The organism is Paraburkholderia atlantica, assembly GCF_000092885.1.
GTDB lineage: Bacteria > Pseudomonadota > Gammaproteobacteria > Burkholderiales > Burkholderiaceae > Paraburkholderia > Paraburkholderia atlantica.
Genome location: NC_014119.1, coordinates 12,175 through 36,013, shown reverse-complemented (window position 1 = coordinate 36,013; position 23,839 = coordinate 12,175). Strand labels below are relative to the sequence as shown.

Annotated in this window: 22 protein-coding genes and 1 pseudogene; 18 read left to right on the top strand and 5 right to left on the bottom strand. The window is 61.8% G+C overall.

Translation table 11 applies throughout. The features are described 5' to 3' along the window. Positions 1 to 145: 145 nt before the first annotated feature. Positions 146 to 685: an LLM class flavin-dependent oxidoreductase gene (locus tag BC1002_RS39820; protein ID WP_157874801.1), complete on the bottom strand. Its 540-nt coding sequence runs from the start codon at positions 683 to 685 to the stop codon at positions 146 to 148. 17 nt (positions 686 to 702) lie between these two features. On the opposite strand from BC1002_RS39820, the gene BC1002_RS27730 reads away from it, so the two are divergent. The 3 genes from BC1002_RS27730 to BC1002_RS35730 are packed head-to-tail and all read left to right on the top strand — an operon-like array spanning position 703 to position 1,960. Then, on the top strand, positions 703 to 1,068 hold the full coding sequence (locus BC1002_RS27730; protein ID WP_202945597.1) for an ATP-binding cassette domain-containing protein: 366 nt from the start codon (positions 703 to 705) through the stop codon (positions 1,066 to 1,068). 44 nt (positions 1,069 to 1,112) lie between these two features. Next, complete coding sequence (locus tag BC1002_RS35735; protein WP_049870295.1) at positions 1,113 to 1,445, top strand: hypothetical protein; 333 nt, start codon at positions 1,113 to 1,115, stop codon at positions 1,443 to 1,445. A gap of 32 nt (positions 1,446 to 1,477) precedes the next feature. Next, a complete protein-coding gene (locus tag BC1002_RS35730; RefSeq protein ID WP_049870294.1) occupies positions 1,478 to 1,960 on the top strand; it encodes an acyl-CoA dehydrogenase family protein in 483 nt (160 codons plus the stop codon). 214 nt (positions 1,961 to 2,174) lie between these two features. Here the strand turns inward: BC1002_RS35730 and BC1002_RS27720 are convergent, their stop codons facing one another. Then, entirely contained in the window at positions 2,175 to 2,648 is a 474-nt protein-coding gene (locus tag BC1002_RS27720; RefSeq protein ID WP_013093307.1) for a PRC-barrel domain-containing protein, read from the bottom strand. 1,763 nt (positions 2,649 to 4,411) lie between these two features. Here BC1002_RS27720 and BC1002_RS27715 point away from each other — a divergent pair. The 15 genes from BC1002_RS27715 (at position 4,412) to BC1002_RS27645 (ending at position 20,753) form a co-directional block, all read left to right on the top strand. Beyond that, positions 4,412 to 5,683: an ABC transporter substrate-binding protein gene (locus BC1002_RS27715; protein ID WP_013093305.1), complete on the top strand. Its 1,272-nt coding sequence runs from the start codon at positions 4,412 to 4,414 to the stop codon at positions 5,681 to 5,683. 95 nt (positions 5,684 to 5,778) lie between these two features. Continuing rightward, complete coding sequence (locus BC1002_RS27710) at positions 5,779 to 6,657, top strand: carbohydrate ABC transporter permease (RefSeq protein WP_013093304.1); 879 nt, start codon at positions 5,779 to 5,781, stop codon at positions 6,655 to 6,657. Beyond that, positions 6,645 to 7,457 carry a carbohydrate ABC transporter permease gene (locus BC1002_RS27705; protein ID WP_013093303.1) on the top strand — a complete coding sequence of 271 codons (813 nt, stop codon included), beginning with the start codon at positions 6,645 to 6,647 and terminating at the stop codon, positions 7,455 to 7,457. Before BC1002_RS27710 ends, BC1002_RS27705 begins: the two co-directional genes overlap by 13 nt. Before the next feature lie 10 nt (positions 7,458 to 7,467). Next, positions 7,468 to 8,502 carry an NAD(P)-dependent alcohol dehydrogenase gene (locus BC1002_RS27700; RefSeq protein WP_013093302.1) on the top strand — a complete coding sequence of 345 codons (1,035 nt, stop codon included), beginning with the start codon at positions 7,468 to 7,470 and terminating at the stop codon, positions 8,500 to 8,502. A gap of 3 nt (positions 8,503 to 8,505) precedes the next feature. Further along, positions 8,506 to 9,675, top strand: coding sequence for an ABC transporter ATP-binding protein (locus tag BC1002_RS27695; RefSeq protein ID WP_013093301.1), 1,170 nt, complete (start codon positions 8,506 to 8,508; stop codon positions 9,673 to 9,675). Between the two features lie 54 nt (positions 9,676 to 9,729). Next, complete coding sequence (locus BC1002_RS27690) at positions 9,730 to 10,623, top strand: AraC family transcriptional regulator (RefSeq protein ID WP_013093300.1); 894 nt, start codon at positions 9,730 to 9,732, stop codon at positions 10,621 to 10,623. A gap of 47 nt (positions 10,624 to 10,670) precedes the next feature. Beyond that, positions 10,671 to 12,131: a xylulokinase gene (gene xylB / locus BC1002_RS27685; RefSeq protein WP_013093299.1), complete on the top strand. Its 1,461-nt coding sequence runs from the start codon at positions 10,671 to 10,673 to the stop codon at positions 12,129 to 12,131. Between the two features lie 33 nt (positions 12,132 to 12,164). Continuing rightward, positions 12,165 to 12,509: a hypothetical protein gene (locus BC1002_RS38295; protein WP_162094071.1), complete on the top strand. Its 345-nt coding sequence runs from the start codon at positions 12,165 to 12,167 to the stop codon at positions 12,507 to 12,509. A 214-nt stretch (positions 12,510 to 12,723) separates the two neighbouring features. Then, positions 12,724 to 13,758 (top strand): ABC transporter substrate-binding protein, encoded by a 1,035-nt coding sequence (locus BC1002_RS27675; protein WP_013093298.1) that lies wholly within the window; start codon positions 12,724 to 12,726, stop codon positions 13,756 to 13,758. An 83-nt stretch (positions 13,759 to 13,841) separates the two neighbouring features. Further along, positions 13,842 to 15,323: a sugar ABC transporter ATP-binding protein gene (locus BC1002_RS27670; RefSeq protein WP_013093297.1), complete on the top strand. Its 1,482-nt coding sequence runs from the start codon at positions 13,842 to 13,844 to the stop codon at positions 15,321 to 15,323. Continuing rightward, positions 15,320 to 16,285 carry an ABC transporter permease gene (locus tag BC1002_RS27665; RefSeq protein ID WP_013093296.1) on the top strand — a complete coding sequence of 322 codons (966 nt, stop codon included), beginning with the start codon at positions 15,320 to 15,322 and terminating at the stop codon, positions 16,283 to 16,285. Before BC1002_RS27670 ends, BC1002_RS27665 begins: the two co-directional genes overlap by 4 nt. Next, positions 16,282 to 17,268 (top strand): ABC transporter permease, encoded by a 987-nt coding sequence (locus BC1002_RS27660; RefSeq protein WP_013093295.1) that lies wholly within the window; start codon positions 16,282 to 16,284, stop codon positions 17,266 to 17,268. Before BC1002_RS27665 ends, BC1002_RS27660 begins: the two co-directional genes overlap by 4 nt. A gap of 57 nt (positions 17,269 to 17,325) precedes the next feature. Beyond that, positions 17,326 to 18,234 (top strand): SMP-30/gluconolactonase/LRE family protein, encoded by a 909-nt coding sequence (locus tag BC1002_RS27655; protein WP_013093294.1) that lies wholly within the window; start codon positions 17,326 to 17,328, stop codon positions 18,232 to 18,234. Between the two features lie 33 nt (positions 18,235 to 18,267). Continuing rightward, positions 18,268 to 19,287, top strand: a complete 1,020-nt coding sequence (locus tag BC1002_RS27650) for an ABC transporter substrate-binding protein (RefSeq protein ID WP_013093293.1) — start codon at positions 18,268 to 18,270, stop codon at positions 19,285 to 19,287. A 473-nt stretch (positions 19,288 to 19,760) separates the two neighbouring features. Beyond that, positions 19,761 to 20,753 carry a TRAP transporter substrate-binding protein gene (locus tag BC1002_RS27645; RefSeq protein WP_013093292.1) on the top strand — a complete coding sequence of 331 codons (993 nt, stop codon included), beginning with the start codon at positions 19,761 to 19,763 and terminating at the stop codon, positions 20,751 to 20,753. A gap of 339 nt (positions 20,754 to 21,092) precedes the next feature. Here the strand turns inward: BC1002_RS27645 and BC1002_RS27640 are convergent, their stop codons facing one another. The 3 genes and pseudogenes from BC1002_RS27640 to BC1002_RS27635 all read right to left on the bottom strand — a co-directional run bounded on the left by BC1002_RS27640 (position 21,093) and on the right by BC1002_RS27635 (position 23,184). Further along, entirely contained in the window at positions 21,093 to 22,148 is a 1,056-nt protein-coding gene (locus BC1002_RS27640) for a hypothetical protein (protein ID WP_013093291.1), read from the bottom strand. A gap of 89 nt (positions 22,149 to 22,237) precedes the next feature. Then, positions 22,238 to 22,514: pseudogene (locus tag BC1002_RS36755) on the bottom strand (IS3 family transposase); the annotation flags it as partial. 181 nt (positions 22,515 to 22,695) lie between these two features. Further along, entirely contained in the window at positions 22,696 to 23,184 is a 489-nt protein-coding gene (locus BC1002_RS27635) for a lysozyme inhibitor LprI family protein (RefSeq protein WP_013093290.1), read from the bottom strand. Positions 23,185 to 23,839: the final 655 nt, after the last annotated feature.

Below are 23,839 nucleotides of genomic sequence, written 5' to 3'. Positions count from 1 at the left end.
AGTAGTTGTCCCAGTCCTTGATGAGGACCAAAAAACCAATATCGAATCAAAATATCGTAGGCGGGTATCGGGCGGAGCCCGGGATTTCCGTCGGTCAGTCCTTCGGCCAAACGCTCGGTGACGTAGCCCGCGTGTCGGCCGGTCGCTATCGCTGCATAAACCGCAACCAGTGAACGTAGCCGAAGACCATCATGGCGAATCCGCTGCTCACGCAATCGGTGTTTCTCGAACGCGTGAAGGACAAACGGTTCGAGGTCTCCCCCGTGCTCCCATAGTATTGGACCGATGTTTTCCAGCGCGCTCCACGACGGTTGCGGGCCAAGGCGACGTTCGCAGCGTCGAACTCGTCCTTCCACCAGCCGCTCTTGATGTTGACCGTTACGCGCCGGCCCGCTATCAAGGACACGGTTCCGATCATGCGCGCGGCAACAAGCGGCGAGCGCAATCCAGGCTTGATCGCCCCGCATAGACCAATGCGGCGGGTTACGGCTGCGAGCGACGAAAGCAGACTCCACGCGTCCAAGACCGGGGCACATGGCCCATGCACGCTGTTCAGCACATCCTCGGACGCATACAGAAAGTCATAGCCCAAACCGTCAGCGAGCCGGCCGACCTCGATACAGGACCGTATGTCCGGAGCAACCGAGGACTCCCGGGTGCGCAGCCACTTTCCGTAAATAGGCAACCAGACACCAAAGCCAATTGGTCTATGCGCTGTTTCCGCGGCTCAAGTCGAAACGGAAGACATTGGCCGGTTTCACGTCGGGCGGCGAGCAGCAAATGACCGCGATTGGTCGCGGGCTGATGGCACGTCCGAAATTGTTCGTGCTCGACGAGCCCTCAATGGGTCTCGCACCACTCATCGTCGAGGAGATCTTTGCCGCGCTCAAACGGCTCAACAAACTCGAGGGCCTGTCCATTCTCGTTGCCGAACGGAACTCGGCCGTCGCGCTTCAGTGCGCCGATCGAGCGACAGTCGTCGAGCACGGCGTGAATGTACTGGAAGGCCGCGCGGATGAGCTGCGCGCGCGTGACGACAGTCAGCGCTTCTATCTAGATGGCGCGTAATCCCGCGCGCACCTTCGCGGGACAAATGCAAAGAGGAAAACAACATGACTGCACTGCATGCAGGTTGGGGTGGCATCTCGAATCCGAAGTTCGATGCCGTGTTGGCGAAGTTCCGGCCTATCTTCGCCGACATCGCGTCAGGGGCGGTTACGCGCGAGGTTGCGCACGAACTGCCGTTCGAGCAGATCGCGTGGCTAAAAGCGGAAAAGTTCGGATCGCTGCGCGTCCCTGAAGACGAAGGCGGCTACGGCCTTGACTTGCCTGAGCTTTTTTTCACTGCTTTTCCACGCGCATCTCCGAACGCGACGGCAAGCTTTGGCTCAACGGTGAAAAGTACTACACGACAGGCTCGCTGTTCGCGGATTGGCTTGATGTAGGTGCCGCGGATCAGCAAGCGCGCGGGGTATGCGTGTCGGTGCGACGCGAGTCGCCGGGGTTGAATATCGTCGACGATTGGGACGGCATCGGTCAAACGCTCACTGCAAGCGGCACGTCTACGTTCACAGAGGTCGAGGTGTTCCCGGAGGACATCGTGTTTGACGAAGAGCGCTTTCAATACGCAACGGGCCTGTATCAGACGGTCCATCTAGCGACGCTCGCCGGCATCGGGCGGGCCCTCGCCGGCGACGGCGCGCGAGCCGTTGCCGCGCGGCGGCGTACCTACGATCATGCGTCAGCAAGCCGTTCCAGCGCCGATCCCCAGGTGCTGCAAATCGTTGGGAAAGTGCGCAGCGCGGCCTACGCCGCGCCAGCCATCACGATCACCTCGGCACGTGCGTTGCAGCGCGCGTTCGACGCGAGATTCGCGAACGAAGAGGAGCGGGTACAGATTAATGCGGAAACTGAGGTCGAAACCGCGCAAGCGCCCATTGCCCCTTTTTTCGGCATCTGATATTCGACTTTGTGCCTCATGGGGGCGACGCCTGCTCGTATCGCCATGGCGTCTTTACGGTCTTCGCGGTGGGCGCGATGCGGCCTGCAGTGGCGAGTATTCCCGCGCGTATGGTGGGTCAAGCACTGCGCCTATGTCACCCAGGCAGGTCACGGTGGCATAGGCGCTGAGCGGCAGATAAGGCATCCGCCGCGGCCGCTAACCAGATAGTGTTTTAATGCTCGCTCGGCCGGAACGTTGGGTCGCTTTCTACTCCCTCCTGGGTCGCGGACCAGTACGGCTTCCTGTTGTAGTAGCTGTACGTTGTCTCTCCCCACTTCGCGTCTGCCATCGCGGGCCAGTGGTCCTTGTCGAACCCCGGGTCGTCCTTGAGGCGCTGCGCCGCAATATCAACAAAAAAGCATTTCTGGTCCGTATCGAGAGTGAGCGCGCTCCACGGGATGGCGTGCAGGTTGGAACCCATGCCAAGGAAGCCGCCCTCGGAGAGCACTGCGTAGGCGATGCGACCGTTGCGGACATCGAGCATGATGTCTGAAATCTTCCCGACGTGTTCGCCGTCTGAAGACATAACCTTGGTCCCGTCGAGCGTCGCTGCCGCCATGACATCCGGTCCCGGGCCTTCGCCGACGCCTCCGCCGACGATGTTAGCTCCGCTTCGAGTGCCGCCTTGCGGGTTAATTGAGCCCATCATTCACCTCCATCAAGGAATGGTGTTTCATCAGCACGCAAGGCACGTGCCCAACAGAGAGTATTTGTTCTTCAACCTGAAGAAGCGGTCGCAGGGCCGCCGGCACAAACAGCGAGGAATAGATGTAATTCTGGGTGTGCCAGCAGACTCAGACTGCCAATTCATGAGACAGATAGCCCACCGATCGCCACGCTGCAATGCGGAACGCTGCGTAGCGCCGGGCATTGCGACGGACGGTCATCATAGTGACATTTTTCGAGACATTACGCGCTGCCTCACCGTTAGTTGTCGATTTCATGGCCAACTTGCCTTGGCAACAGCGACGAATCGGCGAAACAGGCATGACCCTTGCGGCGCTCATTCACGTGAACGGCATGAGTTATCTTCTCTTGAGTGAGCCATGAAACATCTAACTAAGACGTTTTTCGCTTCGGCTCTGGTGATGGCAATGTCGGCAATAACATACGCACAGGTCGGCGGCAGCGCTGACAGGACGGCAACACCCCGTGCCGGCGCCGGTTGGACGAAGACTCCCAGCGGGAGGGGAAACGATTCACCGGATGTCACGGGCAGTGGCGTCGGCAAGGCGGGTAGTAGCCGTTCGACGGGACCTTCCAGGCGCGGCAAGGCCAATGGTCTGAATATGGGTACCCGTGACGGCGCGAACAGCGACGTCAACAGGCCACGGAACGGCCCAAGGCAAGACGGCCAGTAGCGATACAGCGCGTTGCACGTGGCGTCAACATCGCTAGAGGCTCACGTCGACGCGACACAGCCGCCTTTTGACTACGCAGCTAGCGATTCGCTGCCTTCGTCTCCCGAGTAACATCGCGAGCTTCGCTTTTGAAACGACAGGGCTCAGCGTTCCCGCGATTCGGTGTCGCCCTATGAGTCGGCGGGCGGCGTGTTTTCGGGCAATCTCGATCATGCTTCGATCTTGCAACCGCTGGCTGAAAAGTTTGCTTCGAACAAAATCTACTCATCGACTGTTTCAGCGGGCAATGAGTACCTTGCCAAGTCCCGGTGAATCAGAGCTTTCATGCGGTCGCACTGCCGATCGCTAGCGATCGGTCAGTCAGGTCTCTTTGACGTACGACGCTACGCTTGGCATTGGCGATAACCGGCTCAGTGAGCGTCCGCTTTCATGAAGTGCGAGTGGCGACTTAGGGTCGAGAGCACTCGCCAATAAGGAAAGCTGACACGCGCCGGCACCGGGTCGAGAATGTCGGTGAAGCGATCCAGAACCGCCACATGTTCCTGATCGGCCACCGTCGGCTTCGGCCGAATTGTGTGCGCAGCGCTTCCATCAGGCTTCGGAGTAATGCAGCCAATCCAACGGCAGGTTTCCCAGCCACTGCAGTTGGGGGTGGGCCGAACTGTTGTCTTTGAACCGCCCCGATAATGATTTCGCGGTCAAAGTGACGGTGGGCGAAAAGTTCCTCCCGGCTCTTCGGCTCACTCATCGTCGACTCTTTTATTCGTTCAGCCCAAAACGCCAACCGATTCGCTGGCGCGGGTTGCAGCAGAGGCGTCCGATTGGCCTCTCGGCGCGCCAGAACGCATACAACCGGGGGTTCCGCTGAACGGACTGACACAAAATTTTGCGCTGCACACAAAAACTGAGCAAAAAGTACAGACAAACTGCCCCGTTTTGGTGTGGATGGCACTCCGGCCAGGTGCTAACTTGTGCTCGCTATCTGCCGGCAGGCAAACCTCGCCGCCCGATAACGCGGATTCGAACGAAAACCTACAAGGAGACAGCGGTGAAAAGGTTCCCCTATTGCACACTGTGCGCGCTGCTGAGCGCGACCGTGCCGATCGTGTCGGTCGCGCAAACGTGCGACGTACCAGTCCTCAAAGTGCTTGCGCAGAAGAGTCTCGGCCTCACCGTGATGGAAAAGTCCTTGCCGGACTATCAGAAGAAGACCGGCACGAAGATCGAAATCAGCTACTTCGGAGAGAACGACCGCCGCGCGAAATCACGACTGGACGCATCAACCGGTGCCGGGTCCTACCAGATCTATTACGTGGATGAAGCGAACGTCTCCGAGTTCTCGACGGCGGGCTGGATCGTGCCCTTGCTGAAGTACTACCCCAAGGATGCCGATTACAACGATTTCCTCCCCGGACGCCGCGCGGTAGCGAGCTACAAGGGCGTCGCGTATTTCGCGCCGCTGATTGGCGGCTCCGACTTCCTTTTTTATCGCCGGGATATCCTCGACAAGGCACACATGCCCGTGCCGCGCACGCTCGACGAACTCGTTGCCGACATAAAGAAGCTGAACGCGCCGCCGAACCTTTACGGCTGGGTTGCGCGAGGCCAGCGCGGCTCTGGCATGAACGTCTGGCGCTGGGCGCCGTTCATGCTGGCTGAAGGCGGAACATGGACCGACAAGGAGCAGCAACCCGCGTTCAATTCGCCGTCGGCCGTCAAGGCCACGCAGCTTTACACGGACCTCTTCAAGTACGCACCGCCCGGCTCGGCCACCTACGACTGGAGCAACGCACTCGAGGCATTTCGCTCCGGCAAGGTGGCGTTCATGATCGAGTCAACTCCGTTCGCCGACTGGATGGAAGACCCCACAAAGTCGAGTGTCGCTGACAAGGTCGGCTACGTCCGGCCGCCGGCACCCCTGCCCTCCGCTGCTTACGGGCATGGTCTGGCCATCTCCGCGGTCGGCGCGAAAGACGAATGCACCCGGCAGGCCGCCGGCAAGTTCATCGCGTGGGCGACGAGCAAGGAACAGGAGCAGGCGCGTTTGCGCGACAACGTATTCAGCGACTACAACCGCACCAGCACGATCGAAAGCGACTACTTCCAGAAGCACGTCAAACCGCAGATCCTCGCCGGGTTGAAGGATACGACGCCCGTGTCGAAGGTCACGTTCTGGCCAAGCCCGCAATGGCCCGATATCGGCGACAACCTCGGCGTGGCGCTCGAGGAGATCTTTACGGGCACCCAGAAGGACATTCAGGGTGCGCTCAACGATTCGACCCAGTACGCGCAGGATGCCATGGAGCATGCGCGCAAGTGAGCAGCAGCACGGGGATGAGCGCGAGGCGCGCGAATCCCCTCTGCAAACGGGAGCGGCGGCATACGCTACTGAGTGGTTCGATGCTGGAGAGCTGAATGTTCAATCGCGGAAAGACTAGCCTTCCGTTCGTGTTTCTTGTACCGCCTCTCGTTGCGATGGCGGTGCTGGGATTCGTCCCGACCGTCGCTGCAATCAACCTCGCGCTCAGGAATCGCGTGTTGCGCTACCCGGATAGCGAGCTGGTGTGGTTTCGCAATTTCGTGCGCCTTGCCGCCGACCGGCGCTTTATCAACTCCATTGAAGTTTCAGTAATCTGGGAGATCGTCACGGTGCTCGGTGCGGTCGCGCTCGGCATCGTCGTTGCAATTTATCTGTTCGAGCACGTGCACGGCCGGTTGCGCAATGCCATCAGTGTTTTGTTGATCATTCCCGTGCTGTTGCCACGCGTTTCCGCGGCGTTTATCTGGAAGTTCATGTACTCGCCGCTCAACGGCATCCTCAGCTGGCTGGCCGGTCTGTTCGGTTTCACGAACACGGCCTTTCTTTCGGACCCTGGGCTCGCGCTCTATGCGGTCGCACTGGTCGATGTCTGGCAATGGGGGCTGTTCTTCTCGGTGGTCGTGCTAAAGCTGCTCGAAACGCTGCCGCCCGAGCCGCTCGAGGCGGCACGGCTCGACTATGCGAGCACCTGGCAGGTCTACGCGTACATCGCGCTGCCAATGCTCAAGGCGCCGATCATGAGTCTCGTGTTCATCAAGATGGTGGAATCGCTGCGCTCGTTCGACCTGATTTACGTAATGACCAAAGGCGGCCCGGGCGTCTCCACCGAAACGCTGGACCTGTATGCGTACTCCCAGGGGATCGGTCTCGCGGGAAAGGTGTCGTACGCATCGAGCATGGCGGTGTTGATGATGGCCGCAACAACCTTGATTTTCACGCTTATCTGGAAGCGGGTGAACAAATGGGAAGACTGATCTCCCGCAGTACGATCCTGTTGCTTGGCGTGGCGCTCGCCGTGGTGGCGGTGTTTCCCGTCCTTTGGGCGGTACTCAATTCGCTGAAAAACCTGCTCGATATCGTCACACCCACGCCGCGTTTCATCTTTACGCCGACTCTGGACAATTACCGGCAGGTCATTTCAAGCCCGGAGGTGCTGATCGCGCTGGAGAACAGTTCCGTGATCGTGGGCACCGCGGTCGTGCTGGGTACGCTGCTCGGCGTGCCGGCGGCCTATGTCATCGCGCGTTTTCACGTTCCCGCAAAACGCGACATCCAGTTCTTTCTGTTGTCGCTGCGTTTCCTGCCGCCCGTGGCAATCGCGATTCCGCTCATTGCAATCTGGGTAGACCTGGGTCTGTATGACACGCGGTTTTCGATGATCGTCACCTATCTGCTGACGACGTTGTCCACCATCACATGGCTGTCGATACCCGTATTCCAGCGTATGCCGCGCGAGATCGAAGAGGCCGCCACGCTCGACGGCTATGGACCTTACGCGGTGTTCTGGCGCATTGCGTTGCCGACCTGTGGCAACACGCTGCTGGGCGGCATCATATTCAGTTTCGTGCTGGTGTGGAACGAACTGATGATGGGCCTCGCATTGACGTCCTCGCGCAGCGCCACCCTGCCCGTCGTGGCGTCTGCCTTTACGTCGCTCGGACAGGAAGTGCCGTGGGGCGTGATCAATGCGTCGACGGTCCTGCTCGCGCTGCCACCGATCATCTTCGTGGGCGTGCTGATCCGCTTGCTGAACTCAATGCTCAAAGGAAAATGAGGAGAATGTTGTGAAGGCACTTGTACTGGAAGAAGCTCGACGCCTGAGCCTGCGGGACATCGATTTACCGCTCGCCGTCGGGCCGCGCGACGTCAAGGTCCGCATTCATACCGTTGGCGTGTGCGGCAGTGACGTGCACTACTTCACGCACGGACGCATTGGGCCGTTCAAGGTCGAGCAACCTATGGTGCTCGGTCATGAAGCATCGGGCACGATCGTCGAGGTGGGTAGCGAAGTGGGCCACCTGAAGGTAGGCGACCGGGTTTGCATGGAGCCCGGCGTGCCGCAGTTCGACTCGCGTGCGGCCATGCGCGGACTCTATAACCTTGACCCTGCGGTGCGATTCTGGGCCACTCCGCCGGTGCATGGCTGCCTGACACCCTACGTGGTTCACCCAGCCGCGTTCACCTACCGCCTGCCCGACAATGTTTCGTTCGCGCAAGGGGCGATCGTCGAGCCGCTGTCGATCGGACTGCAAGCGGCCACGAAGGCCGCCATGAAGCCCGGTGACGTGGCGGTCGTGATCGGCGCGGGCACCATCGGCGCAATGACGGCCCTGGCGGCGCTCGCGGGCGGCGCGTCGCGCGTGATCCTGGCCGACGTCGTGAAAGAGAAATTGCGCCATTTCGCGGGCAATCCTGCGGTGACCACCGTGAATGCCGCCGAGCAATCGCTCGTCGACGTGGTCCGCCGGGTGACCGAAGACTGGGGCGCCGATGTCGTGTTCGAAGCGTCAGGCAACGCGAAGGTCTTCGAAACACTGCTGGACCTGGTGTGTCCAGGCGGTTGCGCGGTGCTGGTGGGCATGCCGCCAGGGCCGGTCGCGCTGGACGTGGTAGCCATGCAAGCGAAGGAAATCCGGCTCGAATCCGTCTTCCGCTACGCGAATATATTCCCGCGGGCGCTGGCCCTGATCAGTTCGGGAATGATCGACGTCGATCCATTCATCTCCCGCAAATTCGCCTTTTCAGAAGGCATCAAGGCGTTCGAGGAAGCCGCAGCCGGTCGGCCCGAGGACGTGAAGATCCAGATCGAGATGGACTGAATCATGGCGAATATTGTCTGCGAAGGGCTGACGAAGCAGTACGACGGCGGGCAGCCGGTGTTGCATCCTCTCGACCTGCACATCGACGAAGGCGAGTTCGTCGTGCTGCTGGGGCCGTCGGGATGCGGCAAATCGACGATGCTGCGCATGATCGCGGGGCTGGAGGAAATCTCCGGAGGCAGCCTGTCGATCGGCGGCCGGGTAGTGAATGATGTGCCTGCACGCGAGCGCAATGTTGCAATGGTGTTTCAGAACTATGCTCTTTATCCGCACATGAGCGTGTACGAGAACATTGCCTTCGGCCTGCGGCGCCTCAAAACGCCCACGGCGGAGATCGACCGCCGCGTGCGCGAAGTGGCCGCCATGCTCAATCTTGACGCCCTGCTCGAACGCAAGCCGCGCGCCATGTCGGGTGGCCAGCAGCAGCGCGCCGCCATCGCCCGCGCGATGATCAAGACGCCCTCTGTCTTCCTGTTCGACGAGCCGTTGTCCAACCTCGACGCCAAGCTGCGGGCCCAGTTGCGCACTGACATCAAGCGCTTGCATCAGCGCCTTAAAACGACCACCGTCTATGTGACGCACGACCAACTCGAGGCGATGACGCTAGCCGACCGCGTCATTCTGATGCGAGGCGGTCACATCGAGCAGGAAGGCACGCCGACCGAGCTTTACCGGTATCCGCGCACGATTTTTGGCGCGGGTTTTATCGGCACGCCCGCGATGAACTTTCTCGATGGCTCGGTGCAATGCACAAGCGAGCGAGTGACTGTCTCGTCGGCCGCCGGTCACTGGCAGCTACGCGCGAACCGCTTTCGGCGCTTGCAGGACGGGCAGACGATCAAACTGGCAGTCCGGCCTAATTTCGTGCGGATTCCAGAATCCGGGACAACGGACGGAGATCTCGTGCTCAACGGTGCGGCGGAGCTGGTTGAAGTATTGGGCGCGGAAGCGCTCATTACCGTTGACTGCTCGGGTGAACGTGTAACCGCGCTGGTTCCGGCGAGTGCCGCGCCTCATACGGGAGATCACGTCAAGCTCGCGTTCAGCGAACGCGATCTGCATGTGTTCGACGTCGCGACCGGAGAAAATGTTTCGCTTGAGGCGGCAGATGAGGCGGCGGCGCCCATACCCGCCCCGCGCCTGCACGCGGCGTCCGGCCTCGGAGTACATTAGCGTGCAAGCGCGCGTATGTCACGCGAAGTGAGAGTTGCTGTGGAGACGAGAACAATGAATCCGGATCTCGAGTTGGTCCATACCCGTCAGGACGAGTCCTTTCGGGCTTGGGTGCACGACTATCCGCATACGGTCGCGAAATGGCACTTTCACCCGGAATACGAAGTGCACGTAATCCGTGCCTCCTCGGGGAAGTTCTTTGTGGGGGACCACATAGGGGACTTCCAACCCGGCAATATCGTGTTGACTGGCCCGAATCTGCCGCATAACTGGGTGACGGACAGCGACGGCGGTGCCAGCGTTCCGTCCCGCGACCTCGTGCTGCAGTTCTCACGCGATGCTGTCGACAGGATGGTCGCGGCGTTTGCCGAACTCAGTCCTGTTATGGCGCTGATTGACCAGGCGTCGCAAGGCATGCAGTTTCCGGACGCACTCGGCCTCGCCATCGCCCCTGTCATGCAGGAACTCTCCAGTGCGCACGGTGCGCGCCGCGTCATGCTGCTGATGTCGATCTTCGATCAGTTAATCGCCTGCAGCAGCAGGAAGCTGCTCGCCGGACCGGCGTACAACGTCAGTGCGCAGCGCTATATGTCGTCGACCATCAACCAGGTGCTGTCTTATATCCAGCAGAATCTCGCCGGAAACCTGCGCGAAGTCGACGTCGCAGAAATGGCGGGCATGAGCGTCAGCAGTTTTACGCGTTTCTTCAAACGTCACACCGGCTGCACGTTCATCCAGTATCAGAATCGGCTGCGCTTGAATGAAGCCTGTGAGCTGCTCATGTGTTCGGATCTCGGTGTGACCGATATCTGCTACCGCGTTGGGTTCAATAACGTATCAAACTTCAACCGGCAGTTTCTCACGCAAAAAGGGATTCCGCCTTCGAGGTTTCGCGCGTTGCACCGACTCAACGACGCTCCGTCACGCGAACACAAGGCTGCGGCCTGAGACCATGCCAGGCGGCGCGGCCGCCTACTCACCGTTGGGAATACACCTTGAGTTATCTGGGAATCGACCTCGGTACGTCCGAGGTGAAGGTAGTGCTCACCGATGCCGAATCGAACGTCATCGCCAGCAGCCGGGCTGGACTGCGCGTCGACAATCCTCACCCCCTCTGGTCGGAGCAAAGCCCTCAGGACTGGTGGAACGCAACGCTCGACGCCATAGCGGCAATCCGCAGCGAGCACCCTCGCGTGTTCGGGGCGCTGCGCGGTATTGGCCTCTCCGGTCAGATGCACGGTGCAACGCTACTCGATCGCAGTGGGAATGTTCTGCGTCCGGCGATCCTCTGGAATGACACACGCGCCTACGCGGAGTGCGTGGAGCTCGAGGCGCTCGTGCCCGATTCGCGGAATATCACCGGGAATCAGGCCATGCCGGGCTTCACGGCGCCCAAGCTGCTTTGGCTCTCGAAGTACGAGCCCGCTGTCTTTCGTGCCGTGCACAAGGTGCTGCTTCCCAAAGACTACATTGCATGGCGCCTGACTGGCGAGTTTACCTCCGACATGTCCGACGCCTCGGGAACACTCTGGCTCGACGTCGCAAAACGGGACTGGTCGGACCGCATGCTCTCCGCGATCGGTATGTCGAGGGAGAACATGCCTCGGCTGGTTGAAGGCAGCGAGCCTGCAGCCCAACTGCGGGGAGAACTTCAGCGCGAGTGGTGCCTCGACGGCAGCGTGACGGTTTGTGGCGGCGCAGGTGACAACGCCGCGAGCGCAATTGGCATTGGTGTTGCCCGGCCAGGCGATGCGTTTCTGTCGCTGGGGACATCAGGCGTGCTTTTCGCCGCGACCCAGGGCTATGCACCGAACCCCGGGCAGGCGGTCCATGCGTTTTGCCATTGCGTGCCGCAGCAATGGCATCAGATGAGCGTGATCCTCAGCGCAGCGGCGAGCCTGCACTGGCTGTCCGGTTTGCTTAAGAGCAGCGTTGCCGAGCTGATCGAGATCGCACCTTCGGGACAAAGCGCCACAGCGCCAATTTTTCTGCCCTATTTGAACGGAGAACGCACGCCGCACAACGATGCCACTGCAAAGGGCATCTTCTATGGCATGACGTCAGCGCACGGTGCTCAGCATCTCGCCTACAGCGTGATGGAAGGTGTCGCGTTCGCGATGGCGGATGGGTACGCCGCGTTGCAGGCTGCGGGAACGACGCTCAGCGCCGCCTCGTTTGTGGGCGGTGGCTCGCGCAGCGCATTCTGGGGGAAACTCTGCGCTTCCGCACTGGGCTTCGAACTCAATCGGAATGAAGGCAGCGAACTCGGCGCGGCACTTGGAGCAGGTCGCCTCGCTCGTCTTGCATGTGAACGGGAAACACTTGCTGCCGTGGTTAAAGCGCCGGCCGTCGTTGAAAGATATGAACCGGAGGCGGCGCTTCGGAGCGTGCTGCGAGACCGTTTCGCACGGTATCGGCGGCTTTATCAGGCATTGAAATCCGAGTTTCGTACCTGACCGGCTGCAGGACATCAGGCGCGAAGCGGTCGCGTGGCCATCCGCTGCCGCTTCAAGAAACGCTTGCTGACCACCTGGTTGACAGCCGACTCGACGCAGCTCGAGAGGATCGGCTGGCCATGGTGGTGGGCATTTCCGGTCACACTTCCCTATTTCTTTCTTCTGTGCCGGTGCCTGGTTGTGTCCGCCATGACCGCCGCTGTGGCCCCCGCCCTGCTCGAACTGAGCGCTGCGACCGTGGAACCCACGGTGAAAGCCGTCGTCATGATCAAAGTCGTGGAAGCGGCGACCGCCTTGTGGACCCGTGTCTTGTCCTTCCAAGCCCAGCAGCGCGCGCCGACGTCTGCCGCGCGGGCGACGAGCACATATCCCCGATAGTGTCTTTGTCGTCTCCCCGCTGATTCGGTCCTAAATTCGTTACCGGTAACCAACCGCATTGCACGCGCCAAAACCAGTCGCTATACTGGCTCCGCGATCAATTGGCCTGACCAGAATAATTGGCCTGACCGCGGCAGAGATCAATACAGACCGATAGCGGCGCACTGTCAGTAAAGCCGCGTCATGTCTCGAAGAAAAACCATAGGAGACGACAGTGTTCCGTAGAGGAATAGATGTCAGGGCCGCGCTGGTGCTCGCAGCGTGCATGTTCGGCAGCGCGGCGCACGCACAGGTCGCCGCCGGCGATACGTCGCAAAAGAAAATCGCGCTATCCAACAGCTTCGCGGGCAACGCGTGGCGCCAGTCGATGCTCAAGAGCTGGAACACGGTCGCGCAACAGGCGGTGAGCGACAAGAAGATCGCCGCCGCGCCCGCGTTCACGACCGCTGAAAACCAGGTGACCGAGCAGGCGCAGCAGGTGCAAAACCTGGTCCTGCAAGGCTACAACGCGATCGTGATCGACGCCGTGTCGCCCACCGCCCTCAACGGTACGATCAAGAAGGCGTGCGCGGCGGGCATCGTCGTCGTATCGTTCGACGGTGTGGTCGACGAACCGTGCGCGTATCGCGTCAATTTTGATTTCAAGGGCTGGGCCGAACAGGGCGTCGACTACCTGGCGACCCGCTTGAACGGCAAAGGCAACGTCCTGGAAGTGCGGGGCGTGGCCGGCATTTCCGTCGACAACCTGATGCATGAGGGCGTGCTCGAAGGGCTGAAGAAGCATCCGGGCCTGAAGCTCGTCGGCTCGGTGCACGGCGACTGGACGCAGTCGGTCGCGCAGAAGGCCGTCGCGGGCATTCTTCCGACGCTGCCGGAAGTCGACGGCGTCGCGACCGAAGGTGAGATGTCGTTCGGCATCGCGCAGGCGTTCAAGGCGGCCAATCGACCCACGCCGCCGATGATCATCGGCAGCACCTACCCCGAACTCCAGTGGTGGAACGAGCAGGCGAAGACCGGCTACCAGTCGCGCTCGCTGTCGAACCCGCCGGGCGCTGTGTCGTTCGCGTTCTGGGTCGCGCAGCAGGTGCTCGCAGGCAAGCACATTCCGAAGGACGTAACGATCAACGTGCCGCTGCTCGCAATCTCCGAACAGGAGTTGCCGGCGAAGCTTGCGGCGACGCCGCCCGGCGGCCTCGCCGACGTGACCTACACGTTACCGCAGACCGTGGCCTTGCTCGACAAGAAGTAAGCGCGTCCGGTCACATCCCAGCAAGCAGTTCGAGCAAGCAGTTCGAGCAAGCAGTTCGCGTCGCCAGGCATGGAGGCATGTGAATGGGAGCAACATCAAGCAACGAGCAGCACAGCGCGCTGATTCGCTTCGAAGGCATCGGCAAGGTCTTCGGCCGGGTACGCGCGCTCGCCGACATCGACTTCGCGTTCCAGCGCGGAGAATGCGTAGGCATCGCGGGACACAACGGCGCCGGCAAGTCCACGCTGATGGCCGTGCTGGCCGGCGTCTATCCGCCGACGCAGGGGCGCATCGTCGTCGACGGCCAGCCCGCGCCGCATTACGACGCGAACGCCGCGCGCGATGCGGGCGTGCGCTGCGTGTTCCAGGAGTTGTCGCTATGCGCGAACCTGACGGTCGCCGAGAACATGACGATCGTGCATCCGCAATTGCGCGGGCGCGGCTGGCGCCGCGAGGCGACCGCGCTGATGCGCGAGAAGCTCGATGAAATTTTCCCCGGCAACGGGCTGAAGGGCAACGAGCTGGTTTCCGACCTGACGCTCACGCAACAGCAGATGGTGGAGATCGCGCGCGGCTTCACGGTGACAGACACACCGGTGCGGCTCGTGATTCTCGACGAGCCGACCTCGTCGCTCGACGCGCATACCGCCGATCAATTGCTCGCGTTCGTGCGACGCGCCGCGCAACGCGGTATCACGTGTGTACTGATCACGCACATGCTCGGCGAGATCGAGCGTGTCGCGGATCGCGTGGCCGTGATGCGCGACGGCGGCATCGTCGGCGTGTTGCCGCGCGAGGCGTCGAGCCGCGCGGCGATCATTCAGGCGATGGGCCAGCAGCTCGAAGCGGACAAGACGCCCACGGCCGCGCGCTCGAGCAACGCAAGCGGCGGCGAGCGCGCGTTCCGCTGGAACGTCGGCGCACATAAGCGCACGTCGATAGAGGCATCGCGCGGCGAGATCGTCGGCTTTGCGGGACTTGCGGGACAAGGGCAGACGGAGGCGCTGCTCGCGATCTACGAGGCCGCGACGCGTCACGGCGCCGCCCGCGTGAAGGCCGCGTTCGTCGCGGGCGACCGCGGCCGCGACGGCGTGTTTCCGGTCTGGTCGATTGCGCAGAATCTGGATCTGCGGTGGCTTCTCGGCGGCGCCAAAGCGCGGCGCGGTCTGGTCGATCGCACCGCGGCGCGCGCGCTCGTCGAAGCGTGGCGCACGAAGATCGGCATACGCGGCGCACCGATGAACGCGGGCATTCTGTCGCTGTCCGGCGGCAATCAGCAGAAGGTGCTGTTCGCGCGCGCGCTCGCGTCGGACGCGGAGTTGATCCTGATGGACGATCCCACGCGCGGCGTCGACGTCGGCACGAAGCGCGATATCTATCAGCTCGTGCACGATGAAGCGCACAAGGGCCGCACCTTCCTCTGGTACACGACCGAAAACGAAGAGCTGTCGCATTGCGACCGCACGTATGTATTCCGCTCCGCCGCGGTCACGCGTGTGCTCTCTGCCGACCAATGCACGGAAGAAGCGCTGCTTGCGGCGAGCTTCGAGGAGCAGGCCGCATGACGCCCGCGCGCTTTACAGTCGAACGCTTCACTGTCCAAAACACTCAGGCGCGCCTGCGCGCACTGCTTCCGGCGATCTCGCTGATCGCGGTGCTGGTGCCGATCGTGATCATGCAGCCTGCGGTGATGAGCTACTTCGGCAGCAGCCTGCTGCTCAATCTCGCGGTGCCGATCGTGCTCGCGACGCTCGCGCAGCTCGCGATCATCACCGTCAACGATCTCGACCTGTCGATCGGTTCGTTCGTGAGTCTGGTTGCTTGCATCGGCGCGACGCTGCTCGCGAAAGAGCCATGGCTCGGCGTGCTCGCGCTCGTCGGCTGCGTGCTGGCGTATGCGGCCGTCGGCGCGCTGATCGAGCTGCGGCAGATCCCGTCGATCGTCGTGACGCTCGGGCTTTCGTTCGTGTGGAGCGGCCTCGCGATCGTGCTGCTGCCTTCGCCTGGCGGCACGAGCCCCGGCTGGCTCGGCACCGCGATGAACTACCAGACGCCGTTGATCGCGGCGCCGATCGTGTGGTCGGTGGTGATCGCGATCATCGGCCATGTGCTGCTTATGCGTACCTCGGCCGGCGTGCGGATTCGGGGCGCCGGGGGCAATCCCCGCGCGATGCGCCGCTTCGGCTGGTCGCTCGTGCGCAGCAAGGCGACGCTATACGGGATCGCGGGCATCTTCGGCGTGCTGTCAGGGCTGTCGTTGCTCGGCCTCACGACCTCCGCCGACGCGAATCTCGCGCTGCGCTACACGCTGCTGTCGATCGCGGCGGTGATCCTGGGCGGCGGCGAATTCATCGGCGGACGCGTGTCGGTGATCGGTGCGGTGCTCGGCGCGACAACGCTGACGCTTGCGGCATCGTTCCTCGCCTTCCTGAACATTTCGGCTGACTGGCAGGTCGGCATGCAAGGAGCGATTCTGATCATCGTGCTGTCGCTGCGCGTGCTGCTTCAACGCGGGGAGCGTCAATGAAATCGCAGACCTCGGACAGTGGGATCGGTGCCGGCGACGGTGTCTTCACGCGCTTGAGGGACCTTCAGGCGCCGTGGGCGTGGTCGTTCGCCGGCGCGGTGCTGGTGTGGTTCGGCATCGTCGGCGTGTTCGGCTTCGGCATCGCCAGCAATGTCGCGCAAACGGCGCTCACGTACGGCGTGTTCATGGTGTTGGTCGGTCTCGGGCAGATGCTCGTGATCACGTCGGGTGTCGGCAACATCGATCTCTCGGTGCCGTCGACGATCGCCCTCGCCGGCGTGATCGGCATGCACGTGATGGGCGGATCGGACGCGCGCGTCGTGCTCGGCGTCGCGGCCGCGCTCGGCGTCGGCGTCGCGGTGGGCCTCGCGAACTATGTGCTGATCCGGCTGCTGCGCATTCCGCCGATCATCGCGACGCTGTCGTCGAGCTTCATCATCCAGTCGATCGCGATCACGCAAGGCCGGCAGCTGCCGCCGCCGCCGCCCGCGCTCGGCGCGTTCGCGACCGGCCGGTTCGTCGGCGTGCCGTACATCGCGCTTTTTGCGCTCGCGTTGTCGGCGGCGCTCGCGGTGCTGTTGCATCGCGCGGTGTATGGCCGCAGGCTGTCGGCGATCGGGCAGAACGCGCGGGCCGCGTGGCTCGCCGGTGTCGACGTGCACCGCACGCGCTGCGTCGCGTACGTGTTGTGCTCGATGATCGCCGCGCTCACCGCGCTGCTGCTCGCGGCGAGTTCGGGCGGCGCGTCGCTCGACATGGGCGTCGAGTACATGCTGATCTCGATCGCCGTGGTCGTGATCGGCGGCACGCTGGTCGCCGGAGGCAAGGCGACGATCGTCGGCGTGTGGGGTGCGTCGATGTTCCTGTACCTCACCAACGCCGCGCTCAATGCGCTCGGCGCCGACGCGGGCGTGCGCGCGATCGTCTACGGCGTGCTGATCGTCGCGGTGACGGTCGCGGCCGGCGGAAAGATCGTGCGGTGAAGCCGCGTGAACCCGCATGAACTACTTTGCGAATCTACACAAAGAACGAGAGGGGACATGAAATCCAGCGACTACGAAGTGCATGACCCGCGTTTCAGGCGGCTGCTTCAGCCCAACGCGTTCCTGACGCGCGTCACCGATCAGAGCCTGTGGGCCGAAGGACCGGTGTATTTCCCGGCGACCGACCTGCTCGTCTGGAGCGACATACCGAACAACCGGATGCTGCGCTGGGCGCCGGGCATGGGCGTCGGCGTGTTTCGCGCGCCGTCGAACTACAGCAATGGCAACACGCGCGACCGCGAAGGCCGGCTCGTCACCTGCGAGCACGGCACGCGGCGCGTGACGCGCACCGAACATGACGGCAGCGTGACCGTGCTCGCGTCGCACTACGAAGGCAAGCGGCTCAATTCACCGAACGATGTCGTTGTCGATTCGAGCGGCAACATCTGGTTCACAGATCCGGACTACGGAATCCTGAGCGACTACGAAGGGTATCGCGCTGAGAGCGAGATCGGCCGGTGCAACGTGTATCGTGTGTCGGCGGACAGCGCACGAGTGGAACTGGTCAGCGACGAGTTCGTGAAGCCGAACGGTCTCGCATTCTCGCCGGACGAATCGCGGCTCTATATCGCGGATTCCGCCGCGTCGCACGACGACGACGCGCCGCGTCATATCCGTGTGTTCGACCTGGCGGGCGGCGGACGTTTGCGCAACGGACGGGTGCTGGTCGGGATGAAAAGCGGCGTCCCGGACGGCATGCGCGTCGACGAGCACGGCAACGTGTGGACCAGCGCGGAGGACGGCGTGCACTGCTATGCGCCGGACGGCACGCTGCTCGGTAAGATGCTGATTCCCGAGGTAGTCGCAAACCTCACGTTCGGCGGCATCAACCGGAATTGCTTGTTCATCGCGGCGACCTCGTCGATTTATTCGCTTTACGTCGGGGTGCGCGGCGCGGAGCGTTGAAGCGTTACACCATCAAAACAACCGGAGACAAAAATGAAGATGACAACAATCGCCGTGGCGCTGTGCATCGCCGCGGCATCGGCGGGTGCCTCGGCTCAGGTCGCGACGGGCGACACCTCGTCGCAGAAGCTCGCGCTGTCGAACAACTACGCGGGCAACAGCTGGCGCCAGCAGATGCTCAAGAGCTGGGCTAACGTCGCGGACCCCGCGGTCAAGCAAAAGATCGTCGCGGCCGCGCCGAGCTTCACGACTGCCGAAAGCCAGGCGACCGAGCAGGTCCAGCAGATCCAGAACCTGGTTTTGCAGGGCTACAAGGCGATCGTCGTCGACGCAGTTTCGCCGACTGCGCTCAATGGCGTGATCAAGCAGGCTTGCGGCGCGGGCGTGACGGTCGTGTCGTTCGACGGAATCGCGACCGAGCCCTGCGCGTACCGAATCGCGGTCGACTTCCAGGGCATGGGCCGCATGCAGGTCGATTACCTTGCGAAGCGTTTGAACGGCAAGGGCAATCTGCTGGAGATCCGCGGACTCGCGGGCGTGTCGGTGGACGACGAGATCCACCAGGGCGTCGTCGAGCAGTTGAAGAAGTATCCCGGGCTGAAGATCGTCGGCTCGGTACACGGCGACTGGACGCAGACGGTCGCGCAAAAGCAGGTCGCGGGCATTCTGCCGACCTTGCCGCAGATCGACGGCGTCGTGACCCAAGGCGGTGACGGCTTCGGCGCCGCGCAGGCGATCAAGACGGCGGGACGGCCGACGCCGATCATCATCCTCGGCAACCGTCAGGAAGAACTCGCGTGGTGGGCCGATCAGAAGAAGAGCGGCTACGAGACTATGTCGGTGACGATTCCGCCCGGCGCGTCGACGTTCGCGTTCTGGGTGACGCAGCAGATTCTGGCCGGCAAGAAGGTGCCGCACGATATCCGGATGCCGGTGCTCGAAGTGAAGCCGGAAGAACTCGATGCGGTGCTCGCGAAGACGCCGGCCGGTGCGCTGGCGAACAAGGAGTACACGCGCGGCGAGGTGGTCGCCGTGATTGATGGGAAGAAGTGAGCTGGCGGCGCCTCGAGCACCCACACGGCCATCGGTCTGAGCCACAGACGACGCCCGAATCGTAGGAGCCGCACCGGTGTCTTTGACGGCTAGCGGCTATGCGAGCGTCGTTTTGGGCGACGCTTCAACCGCGCGACGGCACGGCTGGGCGTTTGCTGGCCGGGCCGTTCGTTGGAGACCCGCCCTAGGGCTGGATCGCTCTCGGCAAGCAGCGGGTCACGGTATTGCCAGCAGCGATGAATGCTGAGCTGCTACCTGATGTGAGCCGCCCTATGCGCCGGACGTTTAGCGCCGGGCTCCTGGCCCTAGGCCCACGGCGCTGCAGCCCCGCCACTTCGCCCTCCAGCCCCGCTGTCATCGGGCTTCGCAAACTGGGCGGCGAATCCGGTCCAGCCGGGTCGGCTCCGATCTAGAGTTGACGCATGAAAAATACCCGATAAATTACAAACCCCCAACCGGAGGAGTTTCGCAGGATGAACAATAAGTTTGCCTTTTCCCGTGTTTCGATGATCGTCGCAGCTGCGGCGCTGGCCTTCAGCACGATGTCGGCTGAAGCGCGCGTGTTCCGCGTTGCCGAGGTGCACGGCGACACCTTCCCGACCAATGTGGCGGTGAAGCATATGGGCGAAGAAATCAGCAAGGCGACCAACGGCAAGGATACCGTGAAGGTGTTCGGCAACAGCGCACTCGGTTCGGAGAAGGACACGATCGACCAGGTCCGCATCGGCGCACTCGACATGACGCGTGCCAACGGTGCTTCATTCACCGAGATCGTGCCGGAAATCATGATCCCGTCGCTGCCGTTCCTGTTCCGGGACATCGACCATTTCCGCAAGGTCATGTACGGCCCGGAAGGCCAGAAGATCCTCGACGCGTTCACGGCGAAGGGCATGATCGCTTTGACGTTCTACGAGAGCGGCGCGCGCTCGATGTACGCGAAGAAGGCGATCAAGTCGCCGGCGGACATGAAGGGCCTGAAGGTCCGCGTCCAGCCCTCCGAGCTGGTTGTCGACGAAATCAAGGCGATGGGTGGCATCCCGACGCCGATGCCGACCGCGGAGGTGTACACGGGCCTGAAGACCGGCATCGTGGATAGCGCAGAAAACAACTTCCCGACTTATGAAGAAGGCAAGCACTTCGAAGTCGCCACGGTCTACTCGGAAACCCAGCATACGATGACGCCAGAAGTGCTGGTGTTCTCGAAGAAGGTGTGGGACACGCTGACGCCGCAGGAGCAGCAGATCATCAAGAAGGCCGCGGCCGACTCGGTGCCGGTGTATCAGCAGTTGTGGACCGCACGTGAAGCCGAAGCGCAGAAAACCGTCACCGCAGGTGGCGCAACGATCATCCCGGCAGCTCAGATCGACCGTGCAGCGTTTGTGAAGGCGACCCAGCCGGTGTGGGCGAAATACGAAAAGACCCCGGAGATGAAGCAGATCGTCGACGAGATCCAGGCGATCAAGTAAGTCTCGCTCCCTGGCGGCAATGGTCCCGCGAGATTCTTCGCGGGACCTGTAGCGCAACAATAGAGACGGCTGCCAATCGTAACGACGTCACCCAACTGGTTCCGCTGATCGAGCCCATCGTGCCGACCGGCGGCAGGCTCGGGCGGCCTTTGAGCCGTCCTGGCCGCGTCTCTTCCGGCTGCCGCATACCAGCTTGAAACATCTCATTGAGGATAGAACCAGCCGCGGAACAGGCACCGCGCGAGCCACTGCCTGAACATCTGTCACGCGAGATCCGGACGCACTTGCCTGAATCCGCCGACATGTAGGTAAGGCACTCTTCAAACCATCGGGGGGCAGTCAGGTCAAGACAACTTTGCCGTCTTTCACGGTGCCGGTTTTCGTCGTCACTCCGTCGGAAACCATGCCGGTGAGGGCCCCGTCAGGCTTGGTGCTCCCGTCCACGCTGAGTTCAATCTGTTCCGTAAGCGTTGGGCCGCCCGTCGCATAAGCTGTCACGAGGCTCCAGCCACTGGGAGATGCCACGCGATCCCAGACGCTGAGCACACCGTAGCTGCCTTGGACTTCGAGTTCCAGGGCGTCGAAAAAGCTGGATAGCTGGGGAAATGCGATGGGGTTCGACGATCGCAGCGCTTGCGTAGAGCCGTGGTGCAGCGTTTCCAGGGCAATCTGTAGAGATTTGCGCGCTTGCGCCGAGCTGAATGGACAACCATCCATCACCTGTTTGAAGGTTGCGCGTCGCTCGAATGCCTCCAGCAGCCAGCGGGCCTCTTCTTCGGATCGGGGCGTTGCCGTTTTAGGGAGAGTGAAGCCCAAGCCAAGCAGGGGACCGGGGCCTTTCACTGTCAAGGCAACACGCCGAACGCCGTGGAATGCTGTCGAAGTACCCTTTTTCCGCTGCGCACGTGTCCAAACTCCCCAAGCCTTCAGTTTGGTCTTGCTGGAGGTCATCGCCAGGTGCTGGGCCATGGGCGAAATGAAGTGACCTGCGGATGCTCCCTTAGGGGGAGCTGCCGTATCAGGCAGGGGCGTGAAGGTGGGTTGAACCGGTGCCACTACGCGACGACCATCGGCACCGAGTCCGTAGCGTCCGATCACCAGACCAGCGGGGTCTGCGATCATGACTCGACCCCAGGTACGAATCTCGGGATTGCAGCCAAAGGGATCAAAGGCTTGATCTGGTGTTTTTCCCGCAACCGCGCGCACCATCTGCGCCTGCCATCCCGTCTGCCAGCCGTGCCGTGCATAGGCATGCTGCCCGCCTCCTGCCGCCACTTTGGACAATTCATCCTTCAGGTCAGCCTCATGCTGCTTCACGGCTGCGGCTACGTTACCAATGTGCGCCTCCAGGTGCTTGAACTGCAATCCCCAGTCTTTTGTCTTGACAGTGACCATGCTTCCCTCGGGTTGAAATGGTGCTCAATATCGCAGAGCCTGTGCCCCGTGGCAACCGGGGGGCGAGGTGATTTAAGGAACTCCGGCAGTTGCTCAAACCCTACAGGCGATAAATCGCCGACGAAACCGTGTCGGCGAATCGGGTTATAGAACATTTCAATGTAATCGAATACGTCCGAGGTGGCCATTGCCCGGGCTCGGATAGATATGCCGTTTGATTCGCTCCTTCTTCAACGCACTGGCGAAACTCTCGGCCACGGCATTGTCATGGCAGTTTCCGCGACGACTCATGCTTGGCACCATGTGGTGAGCCTTCAGAAATGACTGCCAGTCATCGCTGGTGAACTGGCTGCCCTGGTCCGAATTATCGAGATCAGTTTCGGCAACGGAGAGGTTCGGATGACGCGGCGTCAAACTGCCTCGCTAGCGACACTTAACTTTCGCTTCTCGCTACCTTTATGGTTCAGTGCTGGGCCGATCCGGGCACGCGTCCCACGCGGCGAATCGAGAAATTACCGCCGCAAAATGATATTTGGAACGTTGTACGTCAGTATCCCGTTGCTCTGCGCGCCCCTGCTTCGCCGGCCAGTTGCCTGGCGCGCGCGATGGTCATTTCGATGGACGTCGCGTACGCCGCAAGGTCGCCGCCGTTGCCTGAGCCATACGAAGCTCGCACACGTCTGCTCTCGGCATCCCGAAACGCGCCGAAGTCGCGGGCAGCCTCGTCAAAGGCAAGCACGGGATGTACAGCACGGCTCCCCTCGCTGATACTTTCGAGCTCCACCAGGTCGGCCCGCGCCTCATTCCCGGCAGCCGCCAGTTCGATTTCGGCCTGCCTGAGCACGGCAGGATAGCAATCGCGCTGTCGGGCAGTCGACTGTTGGCTGCGACATTGCTGGTACATGGTCTCCGCTTTTTCGGTGGCCATTGCTGACTGAATTGTCGGGCAGAACAGCCACGTGCCGACGAGCGCGGCGCTGCGCGACATGCGCAGGAGTAGTTCAATTGTCGGATTAGATAGCATGAGCCGATTCATGACTGTCGGTATGTGACTAAACAAGCTGTTCTATGCGGGGTCTGCCGGACGCTTCTGTACGACCGTCTGTTGGTGTCACCGGCCACCTTCGGCTGCCATCTAGACACCTGTCGTCTGGATCGCCGGCGTCGCTCAGGTTCGATTCCCCCAGTTTGCATCAGAATTCCATGTGGTTAAATAGCTGGCGATGTGCTGCAACAACCCTCCTCTACACCAGCGCTCCCAAATCAACGCTTTCTGGCTTTCGCTGCAATACATCCTGGGGGCCGCTGTTTTATTTGCAATACTCCCGCCACTCATGAGGCGTTCATTGTGTTGCATCCTCCGGTCGAATCCGCAAGCCATAAGCGGACAAGTCAAGGTCAAAACACGAACCACAGCTGTGGCCGGTTCCGGACGAATATCGTGATTAGCGTATACAAGGCATGCGCGAACCGCATCTTGCGGGCTTCATCGGCGCGCCCTACCCTGACACGGACTCACAACAATAAATGCCCGGGCCATCTGCATTGTGTTGGGTTGCACCGGTAGCTTCCCGCTCATATCAGATTCGTACCGGAGGAGTCATGCACGAAAAAATGCTTGCTGCCGTTGTGACACGAAAGTGGCAACTTGCGCAGGGGTACCTCGCGATCGAGATAGAGACAAAATACCC